This is a genomic window from Bradyrhizobium archetypum (assembly GCF_013114835.1).
Classification (GTDB): domain Bacteria; phylum Pseudomonadota; class Alphaproteobacteria; order Rhizobiales; family Xanthobacteraceae; genus Bradyrhizobium; species Bradyrhizobium archetypum.
In genome coordinates, this window is the sequence record NZ_JAAVLW010000001.1 from 292,921 (window position 1) to 314,502 (window position 21,582).

The 21,582-nt window shown below is 59.0% G+C and carries 20 protein-coding genes and 1 riboswitch; of the genes, 6 read left to right on the forward strand and 14 right to left on the reverse strand.

Annotation, left to right across the window (positions count from 1 at the left end; all coding sequences use genetic code 11):
- Positions 1–2: 2 nt before the first annotated feature.
- From ccoN to HCN50_RS01280, 3 genes are all read right to left on the reverse strand, one after another.
- Positions 3–1,625 carry a cytochrome-c oxidase, cbb3-type subunit I gene (ccoN, locus tag HCN50_RS01270; RefSeq protein WP_171708400.1) on the reverse strand — a complete coding sequence of 541 codons (1,623 nt, stop codon included), beginning with the start codon at positions 1,623–1,625 and terminating at the stop codon, positions 3–5.
- Positions 1,626–2,027: 402 nt separating this feature from the next.
- Positions 2,028–2,747 carry a cyclic nucleotide-binding domain-containing protein gene (locus HCN50_RS01275; RefSeq protein ID WP_311966953.1) on the reverse strand — a complete coding sequence of 240 codons (720 nt, stop codon included), beginning with the start codon at positions 2,745–2,747 and terminating at the stop codon, positions 2,028–2,030.
- A gap of 1,178 nt (positions 2,748–3,925) precedes the next feature.
- Positions 3,926–4,366: a CBS domain-containing protein gene (locus tag HCN50_RS01280; RefSeq protein WP_171707801.1), complete on the reverse strand. Its 441-nt coding sequence runs from the start codon at positions 4,364–4,366 to the stop codon at positions 3,926–3,928.
- Between the two features lie 195 nt (positions 4,367–4,561).
- Between HCN50_RS01280 and fixL the strand changes: the two genes are divergently transcribed.
- From fixL to HCN50_RS01300, 4 genes are all read left to right on the forward strand, one after another.
- Positions 4,562–6,088 (forward strand): sensor protein FixL, encoded by a 1,527-nt coding sequence (gene fixL, locus HCN50_RS01285; RefSeq protein WP_376700248.1) that lies wholly within the window; start codon positions 4,562–4,564, stop codon positions 6,086–6,088.
- Positions 6,078–6,695: a response regulator FixJ gene (gene fixJ / locus HCN50_RS01290; protein ID WP_171707803.1), complete on the forward strand. Its 618-nt coding sequence runs from the start codon at positions 6,078–6,080 to the stop codon at positions 6,693–6,695. Before fixL ends, fixJ begins: the two co-directional genes overlap by 11 nt.
- An 85-nt stretch (positions 6,696–6,780) precedes the next feature.
- A complete protein-coding gene (locus HCN50_RS01295; RefSeq protein ID WP_171707804.1) occupies positions 6,781–7,176 on the forward strand; it encodes a response regulator in 396 nt (131 codons plus the stop codon).
- 116 nt (positions 7,177–7,292) lie between these two features.
- Positions 7,293–7,982 carry a helix-turn-helix domain-containing protein gene (locus HCN50_RS01300; protein WP_171707805.1) on the forward strand — a complete coding sequence of 230 codons (690 nt, stop codon included), beginning with the start codon at positions 7,293–7,295 and terminating at the stop codon, positions 7,980–7,982.
- Positions 7,983–8,405: 423 nt separating this feature from the next.
- Here HCN50_RS01300 and HCN50_RS01305 read toward each other — a convergent pair whose 3' ends face one another.
- The 11 genes from HCN50_RS01305 to bioB form a co-directional block, all read right to left on the reverse strand.
- Positions 8,406–8,609: a cold-shock protein gene (locus HCN50_RS01305; protein ID WP_171707806.1), complete on the reverse strand. Its 204-nt coding sequence runs from the start codon at positions 8,607–8,609 to the stop codon at positions 8,406–8,408.
- A 34-nt stretch (positions 8,610–8,643) separates the two neighbouring features.
- Positions 8,644–8,934, reverse strand: a complete 291-nt coding sequence (locus tag HCN50_RS34670; protein WP_171707807.1) for a Rieske 2Fe-2S domain-containing protein — start codon at positions 8,932–8,934, stop codon at positions 8,644–8,646.
- Entirely contained in the window at positions 8,900–9,136 is a 237-nt protein-coding gene (locus HCN50_RS01315; protein ID WP_171707808.1) for a hypothetical protein, read from the reverse strand. Before HCN50_RS01315 ends, HCN50_RS34670 begins: the two co-directional genes overlap by 35 nt.
- Before the next feature lie 103 nt (positions 9,137–9,239).
- Positions 9,240–11,567 (reverse strand): 5-methyltetrahydropteroyltriglutamate--homocysteine S-methyltransferase, encoded by a 2,328-nt coding sequence (gene metE, locus HCN50_RS01320; RefSeq protein WP_171707809.1) that lies wholly within the window; start codon positions 11,565–11,567, stop codon positions 9,240–9,242.
- A gap of 103 nt (positions 11,568–11,670) precedes the next feature.
- Positions 11,671–11,866: riboswitch (cobalamin riboswitch) on the reverse strand.
- Between the two features lie 181 nt (positions 11,867–12,047).
- Positions 12,048–12,215 (reverse strand): hypothetical protein, encoded by a 168-nt coding sequence (locus HCN50_RS01325; protein ID WP_171707810.1) that lies wholly within the window; start codon positions 12,213–12,215, stop codon positions 12,048–12,050.
- 2,060 nt (positions 12,216–14,275) lie between these two features.
- A complete protein-coding gene (locus HCN50_RS01330) occupies positions 14,276–14,476 on the reverse strand; it encodes a hypothetical protein (protein WP_171707811.1) in 201 nt (66 codons plus the stop codon).
- A gap of 1,040 nt (positions 14,477–15,516) precedes the next feature.
- A complete protein-coding gene (locus HCN50_RS01335) occupies positions 15,517–16,779 on the reverse strand; it encodes an adenosylmethionine--8-amino-7-oxononanoate transaminase (RefSeq protein ID WP_171707812.1) in 1,263 nt (420 codons plus the stop codon).
- Entirely contained in the window at positions 16,776–17,408 is a 633-nt protein-coding gene (gene bioD / locus HCN50_RS01340) for a dethiobiotin synthase (protein WP_171707813.1), read from the reverse strand. Before bioD ends, HCN50_RS01335 begins: the two co-directional genes overlap by 4 nt.
- Complete coding sequence (locus HCN50_RS01345) at positions 17,405–18,559, reverse strand: 8-amino-7-oxononanoate synthase (protein ID WP_171707814.1); 1,155 nt, start codon at positions 18,557–18,559, stop codon at positions 17,405–17,407. Before HCN50_RS01345 ends, bioD begins: the two co-directional genes overlap by 4 nt.
- Positions 18,560–18,641: 82 nt before the next feature.
- Positions 18,642–18,995, reverse strand: coding sequence for an aspartate 1-decarboxylase (panD, locus tag HCN50_RS01350; RefSeq protein WP_065749189.1), 354 nt, complete (start codon positions 18,993–18,995; stop codon positions 18,642–18,644).
- 54 nt (positions 18,996–19,049) lie between these two features.
- On the reverse strand, positions 19,050–20,045 hold the full coding sequence (gene bioB / locus HCN50_RS01355) for a biotin synthase BioB (RefSeq protein ID WP_171708402.1): 996 nt from the start codon (positions 20,043–20,045) through the stop codon (positions 19,050–19,052).
- Between the two features lie 313 nt (positions 20,046–20,358).
- Between bioB and HCN50_RS01360 the strand changes: the two genes are divergently transcribed.
- Together HCN50_RS01360 and HCN50_RS01365 are read left to right on the forward strand one after the other, a co-directional pair.
- Positions 20,359–20,994 carry a GntR family transcriptional regulator gene (locus HCN50_RS01360; RefSeq protein ID WP_171707815.1) on the forward strand — a complete coding sequence of 212 codons (636 nt, stop codon included), beginning with the start codon at positions 20,359–20,361 and terminating at the stop codon, positions 20,992–20,994.
- 170 nt (positions 20,995–21,164) lie between these two features.
- The gene (locus HCN50_RS01365; RefSeq protein WP_171707816.1) at positions 21,165–21,524 is read left to right on the forward strand and encodes a Dabb family protein; all 360 of its coding nucleotides are present in this window, start codon (positions 21,165–21,167) and stop codon (positions 21,522–21,524) included.
- Positions 21,525–21,582 lie beyond the last annotated feature (58 nt).

Genomic DNA, 21,582 nt, shown 5'->3' on the forward strand with positions numbered 1-21,582 from the left:
CCTTATTCCGCCGCCTGCAACGCGAGCTCTGTGCCGACATCCGCCTCGCTTGCCCGCACCGTCATCCATAGATTATAGGCCATGATCAGCGCGCCAATCAGGAACAGCGCGCCGCCGGCGGCACGGATAACGTAGAACGGGTGCATCGCTTCAACCGTCTCGAGGAAAGAATATTCGAGAAAGCCGAGCGAGGTGTAGGCGCGCCACATCAGGCCCTGCAGAATTCCGGAGACCCACATCGCGGAGATGTAGAGCACGATGCCGATGCTGGCGGTCCAGAAGTGCCAGTTGACCAACTTCAAGCTGTAGAGACCCTTGCGATCCCATAGCCAGGGAATCAGGCAGTACAGCGCGCCAAAGGAAACGAAGCCGACCCAGCCCAGCGCGCCGGAATGCACATGGCCGATGGTCCAGTCGGTATAGTGGCTGAGCGAGTTCACGACCTTAATCGACATCATCGGCCCTTCGAAGGTCGACATGCCGTAGAAGGCGACCGACACCACCAGCATGCGCAGCACGGGATCCGTACGGAGCTTGTCCCAGGCGCCGGACAGCGTCATCAGGCCGTTGATCATGCCGCCCCAGGACGGCATCCACAGCATGATCGAGAAGGTCATGCCGAGCGTCTGCGCCCAATCCGGCAGCGCCGTGTAGTGCAGATGGTGCGGGCCGGCCCAGATGTAGAGAAAGATCAGGGCCCAGAAGTGAATGATCGACAGTCGATAGGAATAGACCGGCCGCTCGGCGCGTTTTGGGATGAAGTAGTACATGATGGCGAGGAAGCCGGCCGTCAGGAAGAAGCCGACTGCGTTATGCCCGTACCACCACTGGAACATCGCATCCTGCACGCCGCCCCAGGCGATGTAGGACTTCGAGCCGAACACCGAGACCGGCAGCGCCGGGTTATTGCCGAGATGTAGCACGGCGATGGTGACGATGAAGGCGAGATAAAACCAGTTGGCGACGAAGATGTGCGGTTCCTTGCGCTTCACCAGCGTCATCACGAACACGACGAGATAGACGACCCAGACGATCGTCAGCCACAGATCGGCGTACCATTCGGGCTCGGCATATTCCTTGGATTGCGTTACGCCAAGTAGATAGCCGGTGCCCGCGATCAAAATGAAGAAATTGTAGCCGAGCACGACGAACCATGGCGCGAGATCGCCCACGAGCCGCGTCCGGCAGGTCCGCTGCACCACATAGAACGAGGTCGCGATCAGCACGTTGCCGCCGAAGGCGAAGATCACCGCCGAGGTGTGCAGCGGCCGGAGCCGGCCGAAGCTGGTCCACGGTAGATCGAGGTTCAGCGCCGGCCAGGCCAGCTGGGATGCGATCAAGAGCCCGACGGCGAAGCCGGCGATGCCCCAGAACATCGCCATGAAGGAAGCACACTTGATCGGACCGACATTATAGTTCGGCTTCCCGTTGATCTCCTCCGGCGGCAGCGACGCGGGGCGGTCGAGATACCGATTCATGATGGCGAAGGAGGCGACGCCGCTTGCCACTGCAGCGAGCGAAGCATGAAACGCGAACGGCGCGTCCAGCGCCTTGGCGGCTGCGAACGCGCAGACGAAGGCTGCCATCGAGAAGAATAGCATCAGCCCGGCTTCGCCGTGGGTCATCCATTTCGTGCATTGAGATTGCTGCATGTGTGATTCTCTTTGCATGGATGCTGCCCCGTCAGCCCGGGTCTCGCTGTGTTGTCCTTGATTGAGATCAACCCGATCAGCTACCCCTGCGACCGGCGAGCGTTTTGCACCAGCTCCAGCAGCTGCCTGAAGGAATCAGAATGGACGACGCTTGCGCGCTCCCGGTGTTGCCTGATGCGACCTTGGTGATTGGACACTGGCCCAAGCAAGAGCAGCGGCGAAAATCATGAAGACCGAGATGACGGCTGCGGAAACCAAGAGCGCATCGGCGGGCATGACGACCTCCATTGAAGCTGATGCGAATATATCGCCGTTTCAACAGAGACGTCTTTGACCTTGATCAAACCAGGACAAAAGAACCCTACGCGACGCGCTTCAACTTACGCCCGCAGACAACGCTTCGGCGCGCGGGGCATCCAACAGGACGACGCCACTCGCAAAGATTTGGATCACACCATCGCGTTCGAGCTTCGAGAAGGTACGGCTCACCGTCTCGATGGTGAGTCCCAGATGATCCGCGATGTCCAGCCTTTTCATCGGCAGCGGCAGAATTTCTCCGCCACGTCCAATTCCACTCAGTCGGTCGCGCCAGCCGATCAGGAAGCTCGCTATCTTCTCTTCGGCGGAGCGCCGTCCGAGCAAGACCATATGTTCCTGTGCCCGGGCCAGCTCGTGGCCCGCCAATTCGACCATGCGGCGCAGCAACTGCGGCCGTTTCTCGGCGAATGTCGCAAATGACTCCTTGGGGAACTGACACAGCGTGACACGGCCGACCGCGTCAGCGGAGAATTCGTGGTGCGGCAAGCCGGGGAGCCCGAGGAAATCGCCTGGCAATGCAAAACCGACGATCTGCCGCCGACTGTCCGGCAACAGCTTGTAGAGGCGCAGGGTACCCGCATGCACGCTGAAGAACGACGTTGCTAGGTTTGCCTGTGCGAACACGGTGGCGCCTGATTCGAAGCGAACATGCCGCGACAGCTGCGCCAATTCGCGCAATTCGGTCTTGTCGAGCGCTGCGCAGATGGCAAAGTCCCTCGCCGTGCAATCGTGACACGATCGACAATGCATTCCTTCCCCCAAAACCGAAATCTTCACACGTCCCTCCGATTGCCGCCTGCAGGCGCCTCATGGGCGCGTTTCCCTGCGGGTCGATGCAGTGTAGCGTCCAAAGTGATGAGATGTTGTTGATGCAGATCAATCGCCGGAGATGCCCTGAGGCTGCGTCGTTCCGCGCACCGCGGAGGTCCCTAAGGGCGCGAGCTCGAGCTTATCAATGAGATCCACGGCACCTCCCTTATCGCGCTCCAGATCGAGGCGCCCCGCTATCGCGGGTCTCGGGCCTGCTGCACCATCCCTTGAACGGACGGTCAGCCTGCTCGTGCCGCTGGTCAGCATCATTATCAAGGCCTGACCAAGCCCGCAGCTAGCCAGCTCCCACTAAAGATCCCACTTAAGCTGCCTGTTGAACAGAGCAAGATCGCCACGAAGAAACCCTGCCTGAAGCCGATTGTTGATCCTCCCTCACATCACAGTTTTCGCAACATCCGGCTGAAGCTGGGCAACAGCCGGGTCACCCCGAAGGCGGTGAGGCACGGGCCATGTGATCGTTGGCAAACGCGCTCGGCCAACTCGTTCGCCGTCAAGGAGGCGGCTGCTGTTGCACTATGATTCCTCACTCCGCCGGCCCCCACGAAGTCCGATTCATTCGAGGATGAGCGTTCGCTCCCGGCGAATATGCCTCGATCGACGGTCTGATCGGGTCGCCGCCCTGCCGGGTCCGCGAGGAGCAAGGAAGGCGGAAGTGCCGTTCCACCTCACCAATCCGAATTGCGGAACTTGTGTTGGTTTGGACTGTCCGGATCAATCCAATCTCGGATTTCGTGTTGGAGTCACCAGCCAGTGCGCGACTATCCTTTCGAGGCCATGCTACCGGTGGTTCCAGTCACCCTGGTGTTGTACTGGATGATCGACAGCGCAGCACCTCTTGGGAGAAACGACCGATCAAGCATGCCTGGCGAGCACCCGATTCGTGCTCACCGGAGTGCGCTAACGTTTGGCTGCGTTGCTCGGAATCGACTGAACTCCTGGCCCCCGGAGAGGGAAGGCCGCTATAGACCCGTACGAACCAATGCTCCAGCAGACGTCGCAGTTCAAGACGACAATCCGGATGGCCCACATTCGCCCGGGATAGTTCGGAGGATGGCGCGCCGATCCGAACGCTGCTCAACTCATTGACCTCGAGCGACTGCCGGTCATACGCGGCACTGCTGCGATCAGACTCGGTCAGCGTCCGCCGCGGCGCAATCCTGCAGCGCCCGCATCACGTCCTTCCGCGAAATAATGCCGGCAAGCCGCTGCTCGTTGTCGAGCACTGGCATGCTGCGGAGTCGGTGGTTGACCATCAGCTCCAGCACGCGGGTCAGCCTAGTTTCGGGAGCGACATAAATGAATTCCGCTGTCATCAGATCAAGAGCGGCCCGCTGCATCAGGTCGCGGTAGCGCGGGATGATGCGCGCCGGCGTGAAAACGAAGCAGGACAGGTAGTCAAACTTCGATATGACGCCGACCACCTGCGATTCGTCCATGACCGGATAGGCGTTGAAATCTTGCTTCTCGAAGAGATCGCCGAGTTCACACATCGTCATATCGCGCGCAACCGTCCTAGGCTCGCGCGTCATGTATTTGGCAACCGTCTGCTCGAGAAACTTGTACAAGGCGAAATCCTCGCTGTCGACGGCGCCACTTCAAGCACGCGGGGCGGCCGCGCACATTGAGCGAGGTCAAACGGATGAAATCAGCGCGATCGAACACATTTTCCCGCCCTTGAGTGGGGCCGGGCATTCGGCCCATAATCGGGAAAATCTCAACCGAATCCACGCTCCGGAATTGGAAAAGAGCAATTGAGCGGCATAGGGCCCTTCCCGTGTGACGTCGGCAGCCACGATCAGCGCTTTCGGCTGGGTGCCGACGGCGCTGGCGTAGGCGGCTGGGATATCGATCTGTCGACCAGGGAGTTGTTCTGGTCGAATACCGCGCGAAAACTGTTCGGCGTTTCCAATGCCGCTGCGGTCAATTACGATCTGTTCCTTTCGCTGCTCGAGCCTGAGGACCGCGAGCGAACCGAGCAGGCGATCTCCCGTTCCCTCGAGACCGGTGCCTCGTTTGACCTCTCCTACCGGTTAAGACCCGAGGACGGCGGCAGCCACTGGGTCCGCGCCCGCGGCAGCGTCATCAGGGACAAGGATGGCATTCCGTCCCACCTTTCCGGCGTCGTGCTCGACCTCGACGAGGAGAAGCGGCTCGAGGAGGACCTGCGCACGCGCGAACGGCACCTGCAATTGATACTGGAGACCATCCCGGACGCGATGATCGTCATCAACAGCCGCGGCATCATGCAGTTCTTCTCGAGCGCGGCGGAACGCCAGTTCGGCTACCTCCAGAGCGAGGCAATCGGGCAGAATGTCAGCATCCTGATGCCCGAGCCCGACCGTTCACGCCATGACGGCTATATGGGGCGATACGTCGCCACCGGCGAACGGCACATCATCGGCATCGGCCGCATCGTCACCGGTCAGCGAAAGGACGGTACCACCTTCCCGATGCACCTGTCGATCGGCGAGATGCAATCCGGCGGCATGCCCTATTTTACCGGCTTCGTCCGTGACCTCACCGAGCATCAGCAGACCCAGGCGCGGCTGCAGGAATTGCAGTCGGAGCTCGTCCACATGTCACGGCTGAGCGCGATGGGCGAGATGGGTTCTGCATTGGCACATGAGCTTAACCAGCCGCTTGCTGCCATCAGCAACTACGTGAAGGGCTCGCGCCGGCTGCTTGCCACGAGCCCCGATCCGAACCGCGCAAGAATCGAGAACGCAATGGATCGCGCGGCGGAACAGGCGATCCGCGCCGGGCAGATCATCCGGCGGCTGCGCGATTTCGTCGCCCGCGGCGAATCCGAAAAGCGCGTCGAGAGCCTTTCGAAGATGATTGAAGAAGCCGGCGCGCTTGGCCTGGCCGGTGCGCGCGAACAGGAAGTGCGGATCCGCTTCAGCCTGGACCCGCAGCATGACTATGTCCTAGTCGACCGCGTTCAGATCCAGCAGGTGCTGGTCAACCTGTTTCGTAACGCGTTGGAAGCCATGGCCCAGTCCGCACGGCGCGAGCTCATCGTCTCTAACCGGCCGATCGACGACGATATGACAGAAGTCTCGGTGTTCGACACCGGTCACGGATTCCCCGAAAATGTGGAGAAGCACCTGTTCCAGACCTTCTTTACGACCAAAGAAACCGGCATGGGGGTCGGGCTGTCGATCAGCCGCTCCATCATCGAGGCCCATGGCGGCAGGATGTGGGCCGAATCCAATCACGCATTCGGCGCGACGTTTCGCTTCACCCTGCCGGCTGCACCCAACGAGAGTTTGACAGATGGCAACTAGAGGAAATGTCTACGTCATCGACGATGATGAGGCGATGCGTGACTCGCTGCACTTCTTGCTCGATTCCGCGGATTTTGAGGTCAGTCTGTTCGAGACGGCGCAGAAATTCCTCGATCACCTTTCCAGCATCGAATTCGGCTGTGTGGTCTCGGATGTCCGCATGCCCGGCATCGATGGCGTCGAGTTGCTAAAGCGCCTGAAGGTGAGCCGCGCCTCCTTGGCCGTCATCATCATGACCGGCCATGGCGACGTCCCCCTCGCCGTCGAGGCGATGAAACTCGGTGCGGTCGATTTCCTGGAGAAGCCGTTCGAGGATGACCGCCTGGTTGCCATGATCGACGCCGCGCTCCGGCAGGCTGAAGCCGGCGCCCGCGACGAGGCAATGACGCAGGACATCGCCGCGCGGGTCGCCTCGCTGAGCCCGCGCGAGCGGCAGGTGATGGAGGGATTGGTGGCTGGCCTGTCCAATAAGATGATCGCACGCGACTACAATATCAGCCCGCGCACCATCGAGGTCTACCGAGCCAACGTGATGACCAAGATGCAGGCTTCGAATCTTTCGGAACTCATCCGCCTCGCCATGCGAGCCGAGGCGCTTAAAGATTGAGCTGGATCAAGTCGGCCCCGCAGGAAGCCCTTATGGATGCTCTGATCGACCGCATGGCTGATCAGAAAGCCGCATAAAACCTGTGATGCCCTCACTTAACAGAACGCCCCTTGTCTACGTCGTCGATGATGACACCGACGTGCTCGGATCGCTGCGCTTTCTCTTGGAAGCCGACGGTTTTTGTGTACGCACTTTCCGCAGCGGCGAGGCGCTCCTGAACGCCATGACTATGAGCGGCGCCGACTGCTTCGTGATCGACTACAAGATGCCGGGCATGAGCGGCATCGACCTTGCCAGTCTCTTGCGCCGGCGCGATATCGATACGCCGATCATCCTGATCACCGGTCACCCCGACGCGTCCATTCCGGCTAAAGCAGCAATTGCCGGTATTCGCCATGTGCTGGTCAAGCCGCATGTCGAGGACAGCCTTTCCTCCCATATCTGGGACGCGATCAACACGGAGCGGCCCTCTGCGTCCTGAAAACCGGCACAGCTCCGGGATTCTACTTAAGGCATTGCCCTTAAGGCATGGAACGAAATTTCCCAGCCGTTTCGTTCCACTTACCAATTCGCCATCCGCTGCACAGGAGATGGCTCATGCTCACCCGATCGATCGCCCCGTCCCTCAACGTCAACCGAGCCGCTCCCGGCGCCTTTGGGCCTGTCGAACCGCTTTTCGGCCTCACAGGCCATGCTGGCCTGATCGCCACGGAGTTCACCTACAGCAAGGACGAGGAAATCTACGGTGAGGACGAGGCGGCGGAGTATGTTTACCAGGTCGTTCGCGGCGCGGTGCGCACCTACAAGCTGCTGTCCGACGGACGTCGTCAGATCGGCGCGTTCCATTTGCCTGGCGACGTGTTCGGGCTGGAGTCCGGCACCAAGCACCGCCTGGCCGCCGAAGCCATCATCGACAGCACCGTGCGCCTGGTGAAGCGCCGCAGCCTCGAACAGGCGGCCGGCACCGACGTCCGGGTCGCCCACAAGCTCTGGACCATAACGGCTGATGACCTCAAGCGCGCCGAGGAGCACATCCTGCTGCTTGGTCGCAAAAGCGCGATCGAACGAGTCGCCAACTTCCTCCTGGAGATGGACCGCCGCCTTACGGTGGCCGGCACGATGGCGCTCCCGATGTGCCGCCGCGACATCGGCGATTATCTCGGGCTTACGCTGGAAACGGTGTCACGTACCCTGTCGCAATTGAACGACGAAGGCGTGCTGGGCTTTTCTGGCGCCCGCCAGATCGTGCTGCGCAACCGCCAGCGCCTGCGCAACATGGATATCTGATCGGCCTCATATGGCGACGCCAAGTCGAGTGAATTCAGGTTGGTCGATGTGAATAAGCAGTCAATCCAGCCTGAAGCGTTCCGCGATTGGACGTTGCATCCGACCGGCTCGAGGTAACGGGAGCGCGGCCGACGGGAGATCGAAATTACGCCACCGCCGCCTCGCCTCCGCCCGCTTGGTCCGCGAGCAGGGGCTTGATGTTGCACCGCCTGCCCAGACCTGGCCACTTACCTTGCGAGGTAACCGCTAATGCCTGTCCGAAAATATAATGACTTGCTCGGTCCTGATGAAAAGGCGTGATTGCGGGACGACCGGGATTGCGGGTTCATGGAGTGGGAGAAGCTAGAGGCGCTTTGGAACGCGCGCGATGATAAGAAAGCCTTCGTATGGCGGCCGGGAATAAATCAGCCCAGGTCTCTATGATCAACCGATCACGACCTTTTCGGCTCGACTACGTCCGCTCCTGCGGTCTACACCAATTTCATAGCTGACGCGGTCTCCTTGCTTGGGCGTTACACCGGGCAACAAGCTGCTCGCGTGGAAGAATAGGTCTTCACCGCCGGTATCAGGCGCTATAAAGCCGAAACCCTTATCGTCCTTAAACATCTTCACCTTGCCTTGGGGCATGTTCTTCTCTCCGAATCACCTAATTAACGGCGTATCAGATCATTAAACTCGACAGACCTGCTCGCCTCAAGTGATTTGCGGAATTAGGATTAGCTTTAGTGCGCCAGCTCCGCCGCGTTGAGCCGTGATAGCAGCAATGCAGCCGCTTTCTGACGAGGCCTTTCGACAATGGCACCTGCCGATAGACGCAGCGATGTTCCAGCGCGAACAGATCACCCTGTATCAGGCGAACGACGGTTCGCTCGCGAGACGAGGGAGCAAAAACCGTTCTCCGACCTGATCTCACGCGACTAGGCGAGAGCATGCCAATGGTCCGGATGCGCATCGCCCGTTCGCAAACCGACCGACACTTCGCCGGTTCCGGTTCCCGAAATCTGCAACAATCGACTCAATAACCCCATTGAGACGGACGAGAGATTTCGTCCCGGCGCCTCGTCCACCTCGATCGTTTGGGCGTTGCTTCCGACGAACTCTAGGATCGTTTTTTCGCCGTTCCGCCACATCGCCCTGACAAGCGAGAAATTCACGCAACAGGGCTCCTCCTTTCCAAAGCGGGTGCATTTGATTCAGAAACGCATCGGGGCTCCCTGTGAAAAAAAAAGAGGTCGGAGATCGGCGACTGCCTCGGGATCAGGACGCCATCCGCAATTCACGGGCAGCCGCGACCATATTGATGAGCGCGGGACGCACCTCCTCCCATCGGCGCGTTTTCAGGCCGCAATCGGGATTGATCCAGAGCTGAGCATCGGAAAGTCGCTGCCGCGCCAGCGCAATGAGGTTTTTCATCTCGGCTGCGTCCGGCACGCGCGGCGAATGGATGTCGTAAACGCCGGGCCCGATCTCGTTTGGATATTTGTAGCTCTTGAAGGCATCAAGCAGTTGCATTTTTGATCGCGACGTCTCGATCGAGATGACGTCGGCATCCATTGCCGCGATCGCATCGATGATGTCGTTGAACTCGGAATAACACATATGGGTGTGGATCTGGGTCTCGTCGGCCACGCCAGACGAGCAGATGCGGAAGCTGTCTACTGCCCAGCCGAGGTAGGTCTTCCATTGTGACTTGCGCAGCGGCAATCCTTCTCGGAGCGCAGCCTCGTCAATCTGGATCATCATCGCGCCGGACCTCTCCAGATCGACCACCTCGTCACGTATCGCGAGCGCGATCTGATGGCATGCTTCGCTCCGTGGAATATCATCACGGACGAACGACCAGTTCAGGATCGTCACCGGTCCTGTCAGCATCGCCTTCAGTGGCTTCTTGGTGAGCGATTGCGCGAAGCGCCACCACTCCATCGCCATGGGTTTCGGCCGGGAGACATCGCCAAACAGGATGGGCGGCCGAACATAACGCGAGCCGTAGGACTGAACCCAACCATGTTTGGTGAATGCGAGGCCGGACAGCCGCTCACCGAAATACTGCACCATGTCATTGCGCTCGAACTCGCCATGCACGAGAACGTCGAGACCAATGTCTTCCTGCCAGCGCACCGCGCGCGCCGTCTCCTCCTTGAGAAACTGCTCGTATTGTGCGTCGCTCATCGTTCCCCGCGCATGGGCTGCGCGGGCGTTGCGAACCTCCACCGTCTGTGGGAACGATCCGATCGTCGTCGTGGGAAATGTCGGCAATCCGAACCGCGCGCGCTGAACTTCGGCGCGCCGGGCGAAAGGACTGTGGCGACGCCGCATGCTGTCATCGATTGCAGCCATTCGCTTGGCGACGTTCGCATTGTGAACGTTGGGTGACGTTTCGCGCGCGACGGCAGCGCCTTCCGAGGCCTCAAGTACATCCGCCGCTTCCTTCCATCCTTTAGCCAGCACGCGCCCCAGCGTTGCGAGTTCTCCGATCTTCTGGACGGAGAAAGCAAGCCAGCTTTTCACATCGGGATCAAGATCCGTCTCGAGTTCGAGGTCGATCGGGACATGAAGCAGCGAGCATGAGGGTGCAATCTGCACGCGGTCCTTGCCGAGCTTTGCGATGGCAAGTTCGAGCCGATCGAGCACCGCTGGAAGGTTCGAACGCCAGACATTGCGGCCATCGACGATGCCGAGGGAGATGACAAGATCCCTTCGAGCGTCGGCGACAATCGCGCTCAACTGCTCCGGGGCGCGGACCAGGTCGATGTGAAGGCCCGCGACCGGCAACGTCAAAGCGGTTTCCAGGTTGTCGCCGATCGTTCCAAAATAGGTAGCGAGCATGATCTTGAGGTCGGGAACCTTCTCGGCCAGATGAGTGTAGGTCCGGCGCAGCCCGTCGCGTGTGGCATCATCGAGGTCCAGGACCAAACATGGCTCGTCCAGTTGCACCCACTCGGCACCCCTTAACGTGAGTTCGCGGAGAACATCTACATAGACCGGCAGCAGCCTATCGAGGAGCAATAGCGGATCGAATGCAGGATCGGCGCTCTTGCCGAGCTTGAGAAAGGTGACTGGACCAACCAGCACCGGGCGCGTCTGATAACCCTGGCTTTTCGCTTCTTCATACTCCTCGATCGGCTTGCGAGAGGAAAGCGTGAAGGTTTGGTCCTTGTGAAATTCCGGCACCATGTAGTGATAATTGGTATCGAACCATTTGGTCATCTGCTGCGCTGCCGCGCCGTGCTCGGCCTGACCGCAATTCGCCTCATGGTCATCGCGCTGTGCGCCCCGTGCCATCGCAAAGTAGGTCTTGAGCGAAACAGGGCCTGCACTCCAACCGTAAATTTCCGGAATGGCACCGACCATCACGCTGGTATCGAGCACATGGTCATAAAGCGAGAAGTCGTTTGAAGGAATAACGGTTACACCGAGCGATTTCTGCCGCGACCAGTTAGCGGCGCGAAGCGCAGCCGCAGTCTCAAGAAGCTGCGTTTCGTCAGACTTTCCGGCCCAATAGCTCTCGAGCGCTACTTTCAGTTCGCGGCGCGGACCGATGCGCGGCGTGCCGAGTGTGGCGACAGGAATCGAGAGAAGAGACATAGCTTCAACCCCATGTTGGGAGCAAAGGCCATGGCGGACGCGTGCAGAAAAAGCCGCCGAAGCGGCAACTGCTTGGCGCACCACCGGGACACCCCGCCCGTGGACGAATATATTGTCGGGGCCAGGTCTCCTGGCTCGCGGGTCGTCGCCCGCTGTCCGGCCTTCCCGAAGCCGCGTGGCTTCAGTGACTTCTGTTGGACAGTGGCTCGCCGCTTACAGTTGCGGGGGCAGCGCCGGCATCGCACCAGCTTCCCTCTTGGCTCCGGATTGATCCGGAGAACCTCGACAACTCCGATTACCTGCAAGAGGACCGTTCCGTCAACCTCTCGATAATCACCTGTGCGGTTTCTCGGGAGCGATTGTCTGGAGAACGCAAGCATCTAGGCCTCGTCATCGTGCGGCCCGATCGTCCCATAGAGTTGGGCGCGCGTCTGGATTCGATCGACAATCTTGTGGGTGCGGCGGTCGCGCGATCGCAGCCTACAGATCCTCCTGCCCCTTGTTCGCCACCCGCAGCGCAGACACCGGCCAGATCACCATTGAACAGTTACCCCGAATTCTGCCATCGCAAGGAAACGGCGTCTTGCCGAAGACGGTCATGTTGGCGAGCAGCGGCACGCCCGGCATCCGCTCGGCAAAGGCACGCACATTTCCGCGGTGTTGAGCACGACGGGAAACTCGGTAGGCGCCCGCCGCAACTCTGCACGCGCTTATGTGCTGTATCGCGAGTCACACCCATATCTTGCCGAACTACTGTCGCATCGCCGTACGCTAGCGGTGACATAGCCAGTGCCCGAGGGTTGCCCACCTGCGCGCACCTCCATCCCCTGCATTCGTTCCGCGACCAACTAGGCCAAAAAACGCCCATCCAGGCATGACTGCCGAATCACCTTCCAGGCACTTGCTTGAAAGTTACGGGCAATCCCGATCTCGTGGCCTTCGAGCGGCATGTCATCCATTCTGTCGTCTGCGGACTTGAACCGTCCACCGTCGCACTCCGAAACGACCATTTTGCCCGCGCCATATCCGCGTGACGCTTCGCTATTTGCAGGCCATGGAGCAGACATCGGCAGTGCTTGCGGCTTGCCTGTCAGCCTCGGACCAGCTCGGTCCGGCCGATGCCGACGAGCCATCGATGCGCTACATTGACTTCCCATAGGCCTGTAGCTGCCCACGATTCTGAACTCGCAGTGCACGTCACGTACAGGCTTGTAATAGATCACCGAAACCCGTGATGAGTGTCGCCGAAACGACATCCCGCCTGAACAAAGAAGGGAACGGTGACCTCCCTAGGTATCCGGGCTTATCGCAGTAGACCGACCGATACGTTGAGCTGCGCGCTGCGTCCAGTTGATCATCTTTGCACAAAAGATGCGAGACATGCACAAAAATTACCGCCAAACCGCGCAAGAACTCAAGTATTCGATCACTTCGCGCGACTAGAGACGAATAGAAAAGCGTCTCGTAACACTGATGCTCTCACAAGCTTGGAGTTCTCGGTGAGTGATCGATCTACTCATCTCGATGCTCCTTCAGCGGCCCCTTGGGGCGTTTCCTCCCTGACTTGGCCGCGCGTACCGTTCGCGCGGCCTTTTTTCTGCATCCGGCAAGAGATCGATTTGCAGGATTTAATGGGCTTTGAACGCAAAAACGCATGGTGCGAGTAGGTTCTCGCGCAGATACAGGGTCATTAGCCTCGGCGAACAGTTGTTCGTAAATGACGGCGTACGGTCACCCATCCTAATTTCGACAATAGGACGCCTCCGCAAGACCGGCGATTGACGTCCTCGTAATGTAACAAGCCGCCTCCGCGTCTTCAGGCGCGAGCGGCTCTGCAAGAAAAGGTGCGGTCGGGTCTCTTCAGGCGGACTCCAGAGCGTCGCTCATGTATGTCGACCACGAAATCGGCCAGCAATCAAGGTGAGCCGCCAGATCGGTCGGCATACTTCCAGACGACCATTAGTTTCGCCGCGCTTTGTCATCTGAGACCGTCGGTCTCATACGTCTGTCATACCGTTCCGCTAGGTCCAGCAGCCTTTTTCTAGTGAAAGGGTCTGCCTTGTCCGCTAGATCGCGAATGATCCGGGCCCGGTCCTTTAAAAACTGCTCATCCACGAAAACACCTATTCAGTGCAAGTCTACGTATATCTTAGCACACTCAGTCATTTGGACGGCTTTCATTCCCTGCACCTCGGATCTACGCATGACATTAACGCTCCGGGGGTGAGACCGAGATGGTCCTCCGGCGTTCCGCCAGAAGCAAGGCATGGATCTGCCTGTCTGCGCGGCAACCGCATCCAAGTGATAATCCCCTAGGCCATGCTGACAGGCACTGTGTTGCCGAATCCCAGGCAACGTTGCCAACGCTATCTCCGACCAGGATACTTCGACGATGGTATGGGCAATGCGCGCCGGAATAGTGTCATACGCGGTGGCCCAGGCGACACGACGTCCCTCCACTGTCCACCGCTGCAGCATTGCGATCGCGACACGTTCAAGAAGCCCGCTCTTAACTGTGACTCATTTTAGATCTCGATCGATCGCTTGCCTCTTATCCCTGCAGTCAGTGCTTCCTATGGAAGTCAAGAGAAAACTGTCAATGGTGGGAAGAACGATCTTTCGTCTCCACAATTAGGACCTACGCACAAGCGTTAACTGTCGCGCATCCATCTCCGTCGCTAGTTCCCTGCGCCGCGTCCGGAGACTGCTCACGAAGGCTCCTGTTCCGACACGGACGGATCCAGCAAACCAAACGGGATCCAGGCCAGAAACGGCCAGAAGAAATAGAAGGATGCGACCGCTCGATACGGCGCGGTCAACCAAACTTCGTCGCGCGACAGGTCAGCCGCAGCACGCTTGTTCATCCTGTAAGCAGTAAAGTCGATGATTGTTGCCGACGTTTCTGTCATTTGATACTTCCATGCTACTCTTTAACGCGTCACACCGAATTCCAATGACGAGTTTTTCAACTCCGCTAATGCGCTTTTGCCGCGGAGCCTGTCTCCCGCGGCGACCCGGTGCCGCGTATTAAGCCGCTCACAAGCAGCGAAGCCATTTGTGGTCGGCCTCCCGCTGCGCCTTGAAGCCGTCGACGCATTTCATGGAACAAGGGCCGTTCGCCAGCAGTGGTAGCGCATCAGCCCGAACTTTCGCCGCATATCGCACAGCACCTCACTTGATCCTGTAGGGATTATGGGAGCAGTTGCGCATCGCCTCCTATCGGAGTTCGGCGCCCCTGCACTTTCATCGCCTCAGCACCACGCCCGCACGTGAAATGCCGATTCGGCGATGCAAAGTCTGCCGGCGGGTACGGGCACTGGGCGCAAGAGTTTGACCCTGATGTGCGCCTCCTTCGTGAAGCGACGGTTCAATCGGAGTGCTTCGCTGAGATTTCCAATTTGTAACGAATATATTCGTCTTGATTAATGCAATGAGCCGGGCGTCGGCGGTGAGATCCTGCGATCGAACGACTTCCTTCGACGGATTTCAACTACCCGAGCTGAGGGGGCGTGTGGCAGCGCTCGCCCGATCTCGTGATCTGCCACCTCATCCTTTTGCGCTGTCAAAGGGCGGCAATCCGATATTTACGTCCTGCTGCTCGAAATGCATGGTCACTGTGGGCTGGGTAAGATGTAGATTTTGCGGCTGCCTTGGCGAGCCGAGGTGTTCGCGTTCCTCAGAAGAACGTGCGGAGACGTTTTTGACCGCGGACCATCAAAGAAGAACTTCTCAGCCGCACTTGCCTCATGGGAAGCGTCTTTGGGCTGCCGTACACCTGTGGGAGCGCTACCAGCAACACTAGCAGAATTCACGACATCACAGGTGCGTTTGGCATCTGGTATATCAGCAACACTCTAAGCTTGCTGTAGATTGATATTCAGCTAGATAACGATCGGCCAAGCGCCGAAACGGTTAAAAGCTATAGTACCTACACGCACCAAGCGCATCCTCAAGCCAGCGCATCAGCAGAATCCCTGATGGCGGCATAGATTTGGTCAAGATCTGTCGCTGTGACGCAGTAAGGCGGCATCACATAGATCGTGTTACCAAGCGGGCGCAGCAACAGATTTTGGTCTTTAAAGAAGGCCTGAAGCTTCGGTCCGGTGCTAGCGAGATAGCCGGCATCGCTCGTTTGCAGATCGAGTGCTGTGATGGTGCCCGCCCGACGGACGTTTGCAAAGCGTGGGTCGGCGCGGAATGGCTCAACGGCCCGCTCTTGCATGGCGGCAACCGACGCCACGAGCTGGCGAGATTCCTGACTTTGCCAGAGATCCAGGTTGGCCTTTGCGGCGGCGCAGGCAACCGGATTGGCGGTATATGAACTCGAATGAAAGAACGTACGTGTACGGTCCTTCGAATAATGAGCGTCAAAAATATCCGCGCGGCAGAGTGTTACCGCGAGCGGAAGCGCTCCTCCCGTGAGTCCCTTCGAATAGCAGGCAATATCGGGCGTCACATTGGCCTGCTCGCAGGCGAATAAGGTTCCGGTACGGCCCCAGCCCGTCATGACCTCATCGGCTATGAACAGAACCTCGGATGCTTCGCAGATTCGCTTCATCTCTTTTAGCACCCAGGCTGGGTACATCAGCATACCGCCCGCACCCAATATCAGAGGCTCCACAATAAAAGCGGCCGGAATTTCGTTTCGACAAACGGACTCGAGCGCATCGAGCGTCACCTGCTCGCGACCTCTCGCGGGGAACGGGATTGAGGTAACCTCGAACAGAAGGGGCCCGTACGCCGCGTTGAACACGCTTCTAGCACCTACCGACATCGCCCCAACCGTGTCGCCGTGATAGGAATGTTGCATCACGACAATGCGTATTCGCTGCTTGCCGATGTTATGCCAATAGCCGAGTGCCATTTTTAGAGCTACTTCCACACTGGCTGAGCCACTGTCGGAAAAGAAGACATGGTCGAGGCCATGAGGCGCGAGTTTCAAAAGTAGCGCAGCGACCTCTTCAGCTGGATCATGGGTGTAGCCGGCGAAGATCATCTGGTTGAGCTTGCCTGCCTGCTTCTGAATCGCGCGCACGATATGTGGATGGCAATGACCATGGGTCACGACCCACCAAGATGAGATTGCATCTATGATACGGCGACCGTCCGCGGTGTGGAGATAAGCGCCGTCACCACGCACGATCTTGATCATCTCATCCTGAAGCGCGTGCTGCGTGAAAGGATGCCAGATCGGCGACTTCGTCTTGATCATGGTTTGAAGTCCCAAGGGACAAACGAGTCTTTGAAGACCGCCTGCAGCGCGTTTGCCGTGAGAGGAGAAAGCCAAGGCAATCGCCCCAACCAACGCACGCGTCCGATTTCGCAAATTGCCCTCTCAGGCTCAACATTTCGTTCGCCAATGAATGCAATTCCGAGAATGCGGATCTGGCGCCTTCGCAGAGCTTCTATCGACAGCAGCGCGTGATTGATGGTGCCAAGTCGCGTGTTTGCGCAAAGCACGACGGGAAGCCGCCAGCGTTCGAAGACGTCGACAAAAAGTGTGCCGCCACTCAGCGGGACCATTAGCCCGCCGGCGCCCTCGATCACGAGCGGACGCTCCCCGCTGTCCGGCACATCGATCGCATCTGTGTCGATGCGAACTCCGTCGATTTCGGCTGAGTAATGGGGCGAAGCGGGCGTTCGAAGGCGGTAAAGCTCTGGCACGATGCGATCGGGTGAGAGACTGCCCAGCCGCGCCACGAGCTCGCTATCGGTCTCTCCTTCAAGGCCGGCCTGAATCGGTTTCCAATAGTTCGCGCCGAGGAGATTGGCGAGCCCTGCGGAAAAGACCGATTTCCCAATTCCGGTATCTGTGCCTGTCACAACGATCCGCTGAGTCATCGCGAACCGCCCAACGTCTCTTCGACCAACGCATCAATCATGTCCGATACATCATCTTCGCGAACTTTGAGCGTGATTGAAATTCTTAATCGTGCCGTTCCCGCCGGCACGGTTGGCGGCCGGATTCCACGTATGTCGAAGCCGCGCGCCTGCAGTGCAGAGGCGAGCCGCATTGTATGGGCGTTGTCGCCAATGATGTAGGGCACGATCTGCGAGTCCGAAGGACTGCGCAGACCGCGCAAACGAATCTTCCGATGAGTGAAGGCGACCAGCTTGGCCAGACGCTGCTGACGCTCAGGCTCCTCCTGCAGAATTGAGAGTGCTTCCCGCACGGCGACAGCCATCAACGGTGGGGGAGCGGTGGCGAAGATAAACGGGCGACAACGATTGACCAAGAAGTCGCGCAGCACGCGTGTGCAAGTGACGAGCGCACCAGCAGCGCCCAGCGCCTTGCCGCAGGTATGAACGACTAGGAGATTTTCGCTCCCCTCGTAGGGCGCGGTGAGCCCCCGTCCCTGCCTGCCGTAGACGCCTGTGGCATGGGCCTCATCCACGATCAGGAAAGCGTCGTGCCGGTCCGCGATCGCGACCAGATCTTTAAGTGGTGCGAAATCGCCATCCATGCTGTAGAGACTTTCGGCCACGATCCAGACCCGGCCCGTTCCGCCCTTGACCCGCCAGTCACGAATTTTGTCTTCGACCGATTGGGCGTCGTTATGATCGCTTATCCGAAACTCCGCCCGGCCAGCGCGCGCGCCTTCATGAATGCTCGCATGCACAAGAGAATCGAGAACGAGCAGATCGCCCCGCTGCGGCAGCGATGTCAGGACGGCAAAATTTGCAAAGTAGCCGCCGCTAAAGAAAAGCGCCGTCTTCGCTCCAAAGAACTGAGCTGCTTCTGCTTCCAGACTTTCGTGTTCCTCGCAATTGCCGCGTAAGAGCCGCGAGCCGCCGGCCCCAACTGGCGTGCCGGCTTCGAGCGCGGCCACGACGGCCATTTTCATACGTGGCGCGCTCGCCAGCGCAAGATAATCGTTCGAAGAAAAGTCGAGGCCAGCGCGCGGCTTGAGGCAGCGCAGCCGGTCGTCTTCTTTTAAGGCATGCAGGGCCGTGGCAAAATTTCTCATTTTGGCCGCATGGGTCGAGCTCATCCTTCACTCCCACGTCGCATTTACACGCAGAAATTCCATTTGGCAGCCAAGAACAAGGCTTCATCCATCGGCCTTCATGTTTTCAACCTGGTAAGATGCGATTTTCTTGATCAACCAGAACAACGCGTGGTCTGAAGATTTTCGCTTCCGCCTCATCGAAGGAGGCATATGCAACGATGATGATTTTCTCTCCGGGCATCGCGATTCGAGCGGCCGCACCGTTGAGGCTTATCGTGCCAGAGCCCTTGGGCGCCTCGATCACATAGGTAGCAAAGCGCGCTCCGGTTTCGATATTATAGATTTCAACGCGTTCGTTGATCAAAAATCCCGCCGCATCCAGCAGCGTACGATCAATCGATATCGAGCCGTCATAGTGTAGATCGGCTTCGGTTACCGACGCGCGATGGATTTTACCCTTCATCAAAGTAATCTGCATTGTTCACCTAGACTGAAATTTCCGCGCGGGGTGCTCGCCGCTGGTCTGCTTTACTTAGGCAAGCCCGGACGTGATACCGAGCCGGTTCAGCAAATTGGCATCCCGGTCGGCTTTCGGGTTTTCGGTGGTCAACAGCACATCCCCGATGAAGATTGAATTCGCGCCGGCCAAAAAACACAGCGCCTGCAGTTCATCGGTCATGTATTGCCGTCCGGCGGACAACCGCACCACGCTCTTGGGCATCATGATCCGGGCCGTAGCCACCAGGCGCACGTGCGTGATCGGATCGGGGCGCTCGGCGGTGGCGTAGACCGGTACGCCCTTGACCTCGTTCCAGAGGTTGATCGGCACGCTTTCCGGATGCTTTTGGAGATTGGCGAGCAGCACAAGCATGCCGAGTCGGTCCTCGACACGCTCACCCATGCCGATGATGCCGCCGCTGCACACCTTGATGCCGGCCCTGCGCACCTGCGCCAGTGTGTCGATGCGGTCTTGCAAGGTGCGAGTGGTGATTACTCTGCCGTAGAACTCCGGCGAGGTGTCGACGTTATGATTGTAGAAGTCGAGCCCGGCCTCAGCGAGCCGCGCGGCCTGCCTCAACGTCAGCATGCCAAGCGTGACGCAGGTCTCCATGCCTAGAGCCTTGACCGCGCCAACCATCTCGCAGACCTGATCGAGATCACGGTCTTTTGGACTGCGCCAGGCGGCGGCCATGCAGAAGCGGCTCGCGCCGGCGTCCTTGGCGCGCTGGGCGGTGGCGACCACATCGGCGCGCGCCTTGAGGCGGCTGGCTTTCAGGCCAGTGTCATAATACGCGCTCTGGGCGCAGTAGCCGCAGTCTTCGGGACAGCCGCCGGTCTTAATGCTGAGCAGACTTGCGGTTTCGACGTGATTTGGATCGAAGTTCTCGCGATGAACGCTCTGGGCCCGAAACATCAAGTCGGCAAACGGCAGGCCATAAAGTGCTTCGGCCTCGGCGCGCTCCCAGTTACTGCGAACCGGCGCGTCGTTGCCGTTTTCGTTCCGTTGCGCTCCCACTCCACCAACCATTAAGATTTGCTTTCCCATCAGCAAGTTACCGTAGATAATGGAAGCTATAATCTATAACAACTGCTCACGGCAACAGCACTTGGACGCTCGGGAGATGACCTTCAAGAACTCTCGGAGCGGCGTGCAGGCGCCCCAATTAGCGCTCAACGCAATGGTGTAAAGTGTGTTGGCGCGTAAAGACCGCGAAATCAGCCAAAGTTTGGAGAAATACCGCAAAATGAGGGTGCCTCTTACATTTTGACGCCTGGCCATTGCGCATGGCCGGGCACTCGCCTGCTTCCCGAGTGCAAACGCTTATGATAGATAATCTATAATGACTGACGACGAGAATACGACGACCGCGGGGCGCATTGCAGAGGCAATCGGCGAGCGCATCATCAGCGGCGAGCTGCAGCCGGACGCCCCACTCCGGCAGGACCATATCGCACGAGAATTCAATTCGAGCCACGTCCCGGTGCGCGAGGCCTTTCGGCAACTTCAGGCCCAACATCTTGTCGTCGCTGTGCCCCGTCGCGGTGTGCGAGTTGCCCCACTTAATATCAATTCCGTGAAGGAGATCGCTGAGATGCGCGCCGCGCTGGAAGTGGTCGCGTTGCGCAATGCGGCGCCAAAGCTCACCTCTAGCCATTTGGCACGGATCGAGCTCGCCCTGATTGAAGGAGACGCCGCCCAGACCATTCAGGAGTTTGAAATAGCCAACCGCGCTTTTCACCACGCGCTGGTGGCGCCCTGCGCGATGCCGCGCCTGCTCGCGAGCCTTGACGGACTACAGCTTGCAAATTCACGACTCGTGTTCGCGATGGCGCGCAGTAGCGGCTGGCGACCGCGGTCCAATCAGGATCACCGCCTGATTTTGCAAGCCCTGCGGGCGCGCAACGTCGATCAAGCCTGTAGTCTGCTCGCGCGCCACATTCAAACTATTGAGCGCCTTGCCCTTCCCTCGTCATGACCGCGAACGAGATCTGGCGAGGTCCGTTGCAAACCCCGGCAAAGCGCAAGAGCGCCAAACTCCGACCTTTTTGCCGCGCGACGCGGCTTGCGGCTGCGCCCCCGTTGCAGCGGGCTCGATCCCAAGATAGTAAAGCGACCTCCTTGCGACATCACTCCTTAAGGCCACCCATGATTCGTCACATCGTCTTGTTCAGCGCCAAGGATCAGGCCCATATCGAGCAAATCATCGAAGGCCTATCGGTTCTCACCACAATCCCGCATGCACGTCGGCTCGAGATTGCGCGCAATTGCAAGGCCGACCAGCTCGGTAACGAGATCGACGTGGTGGTGTATGGTGAGTTCGACAACGAGACGGAGCTGGCAGCGTACAAAGCGCATGATCTGTATCAGGAATCGATCAGGCGGGTACGACCCCTTCGGGAGCTACGGTTCGCGGCCGACTATAATGTATCAGCCGATGCGCGGTTCGCCTCGACGGCAGCGATAAGCGAAGTTAGTGAGCGCTTCGGGTCAACTGGCGGGAGTTAATCTGGCAATCGGTCTCAAAACCTTGTGGGTGCTAGACGAGGATGGGATTCGCAATCGC

What these genes read in the sequence shown, in the direction of transcription:
- ccoN (WP_171708400.1), bottom strand. Translation starts at nt 1,625, where the DNA reads ATGACCCACGGCGAAGCCGGGCTGATGCTATTCTTCTCGATGGCAGCC.
- fixJ (WP_171707803.1), top strand. Translation starts at nt 6,078, where the DNA reads ATGGCAACTAGAGGAAATGTCTACGTCATCGACGATGATGAGGCGATG.
- HCN50_RS01295 (WP_171707804.1), top strand. Translation starts at nt 6,781, where the DNA reads ATGCCCTCACTTAACAGAACGCCCCTTGTCTACGTCGTCGATGATGAC.
- HCN50_RS01300 (WP_171707805.1), top strand. Translation starts at nt 7,293, where the DNA reads ATGCTCACCCGATCGATCGCCCCGTCCCTCAACGTCAACCGAGCCGCT.
- HCN50_RS01305 (WP_171707806.1), bottom strand. Translation starts at nt 8,609, where the DNA reads ATGCCCCAAGGCAAGGTGAAGATGTTTAAGGACGATAAGGGTTTCGGC.
- HCN50_RS34670 (WP_171707807.1), bottom strand. Translation starts at nt 8,934, where the DNA reads ATGCGCATCCGGACCATTGGCATGCTCTCGCCTAGTCGCGTGAGATCA.
- metE (WP_171707809.1), bottom strand. Translation starts at nt 11,567, where the DNA reads ATGTCTCTTCTCTCGATTCCTGTCGCCACACTCGGCACGCCGCGCATC.
- HCN50_RS01330 (WP_171707811.1), bottom strand. Translation starts at nt 14,476, where the DNA reads ATGACAGAAACGTCGGCAACAATCATCGACTTTACTGCTTACAGGATG.
- HCN50_RS01335 (WP_171707812.1), bottom strand. Translation starts at nt 16,779, where the DNA reads ATGATCAAGACGAAGTCGCCGATCTGGCATCCTTTCACGCAGCACGCG.
- bioD (WP_171707813.1), bottom strand. Translation starts at nt 17,408, where the DNA reads ATGACTCAGCGGATCGTTGTGACAGGCACAGATACCGGAATTGGGAAA.
- HCN50_RS01345 (WP_171707814.1), bottom strand. Translation starts at nt 18,559, where the DNA reads ATGAGCTCGACCCATGCGGCCAAAATGAGAAATTTTGCCACGGCCCTG.
- panD (WP_065749189.1), bottom strand. Translation starts at nt 18,995, where the DNA reads ATGCAGATTACTTTGATGAAGGGTAAAATCCATCGCGCGTCGGTAACC.
- bioB (WP_171708402.1), bottom strand. Translation starts at nt 20,045, where the DNA reads ATGGTTGGTGGAGTGGGAGCGCAACGGAACGAAAACGGCAACGACGCG.
- HCN50_RS01360 (WP_171707815.1), top strand. Translation starts at nt 20,359, where the DNA reads ATGACTGACGACGAGAATACGACGACCGCGGGGCGCATTGCAGAGGCA.
- HCN50_RS01365 (WP_171707816.1), top strand. Translation starts at nt 21,165, where the DNA reads ATGATTCGTCACATCGTCTTGTTCAGCGCCAAGGATCAGGCCCATATC.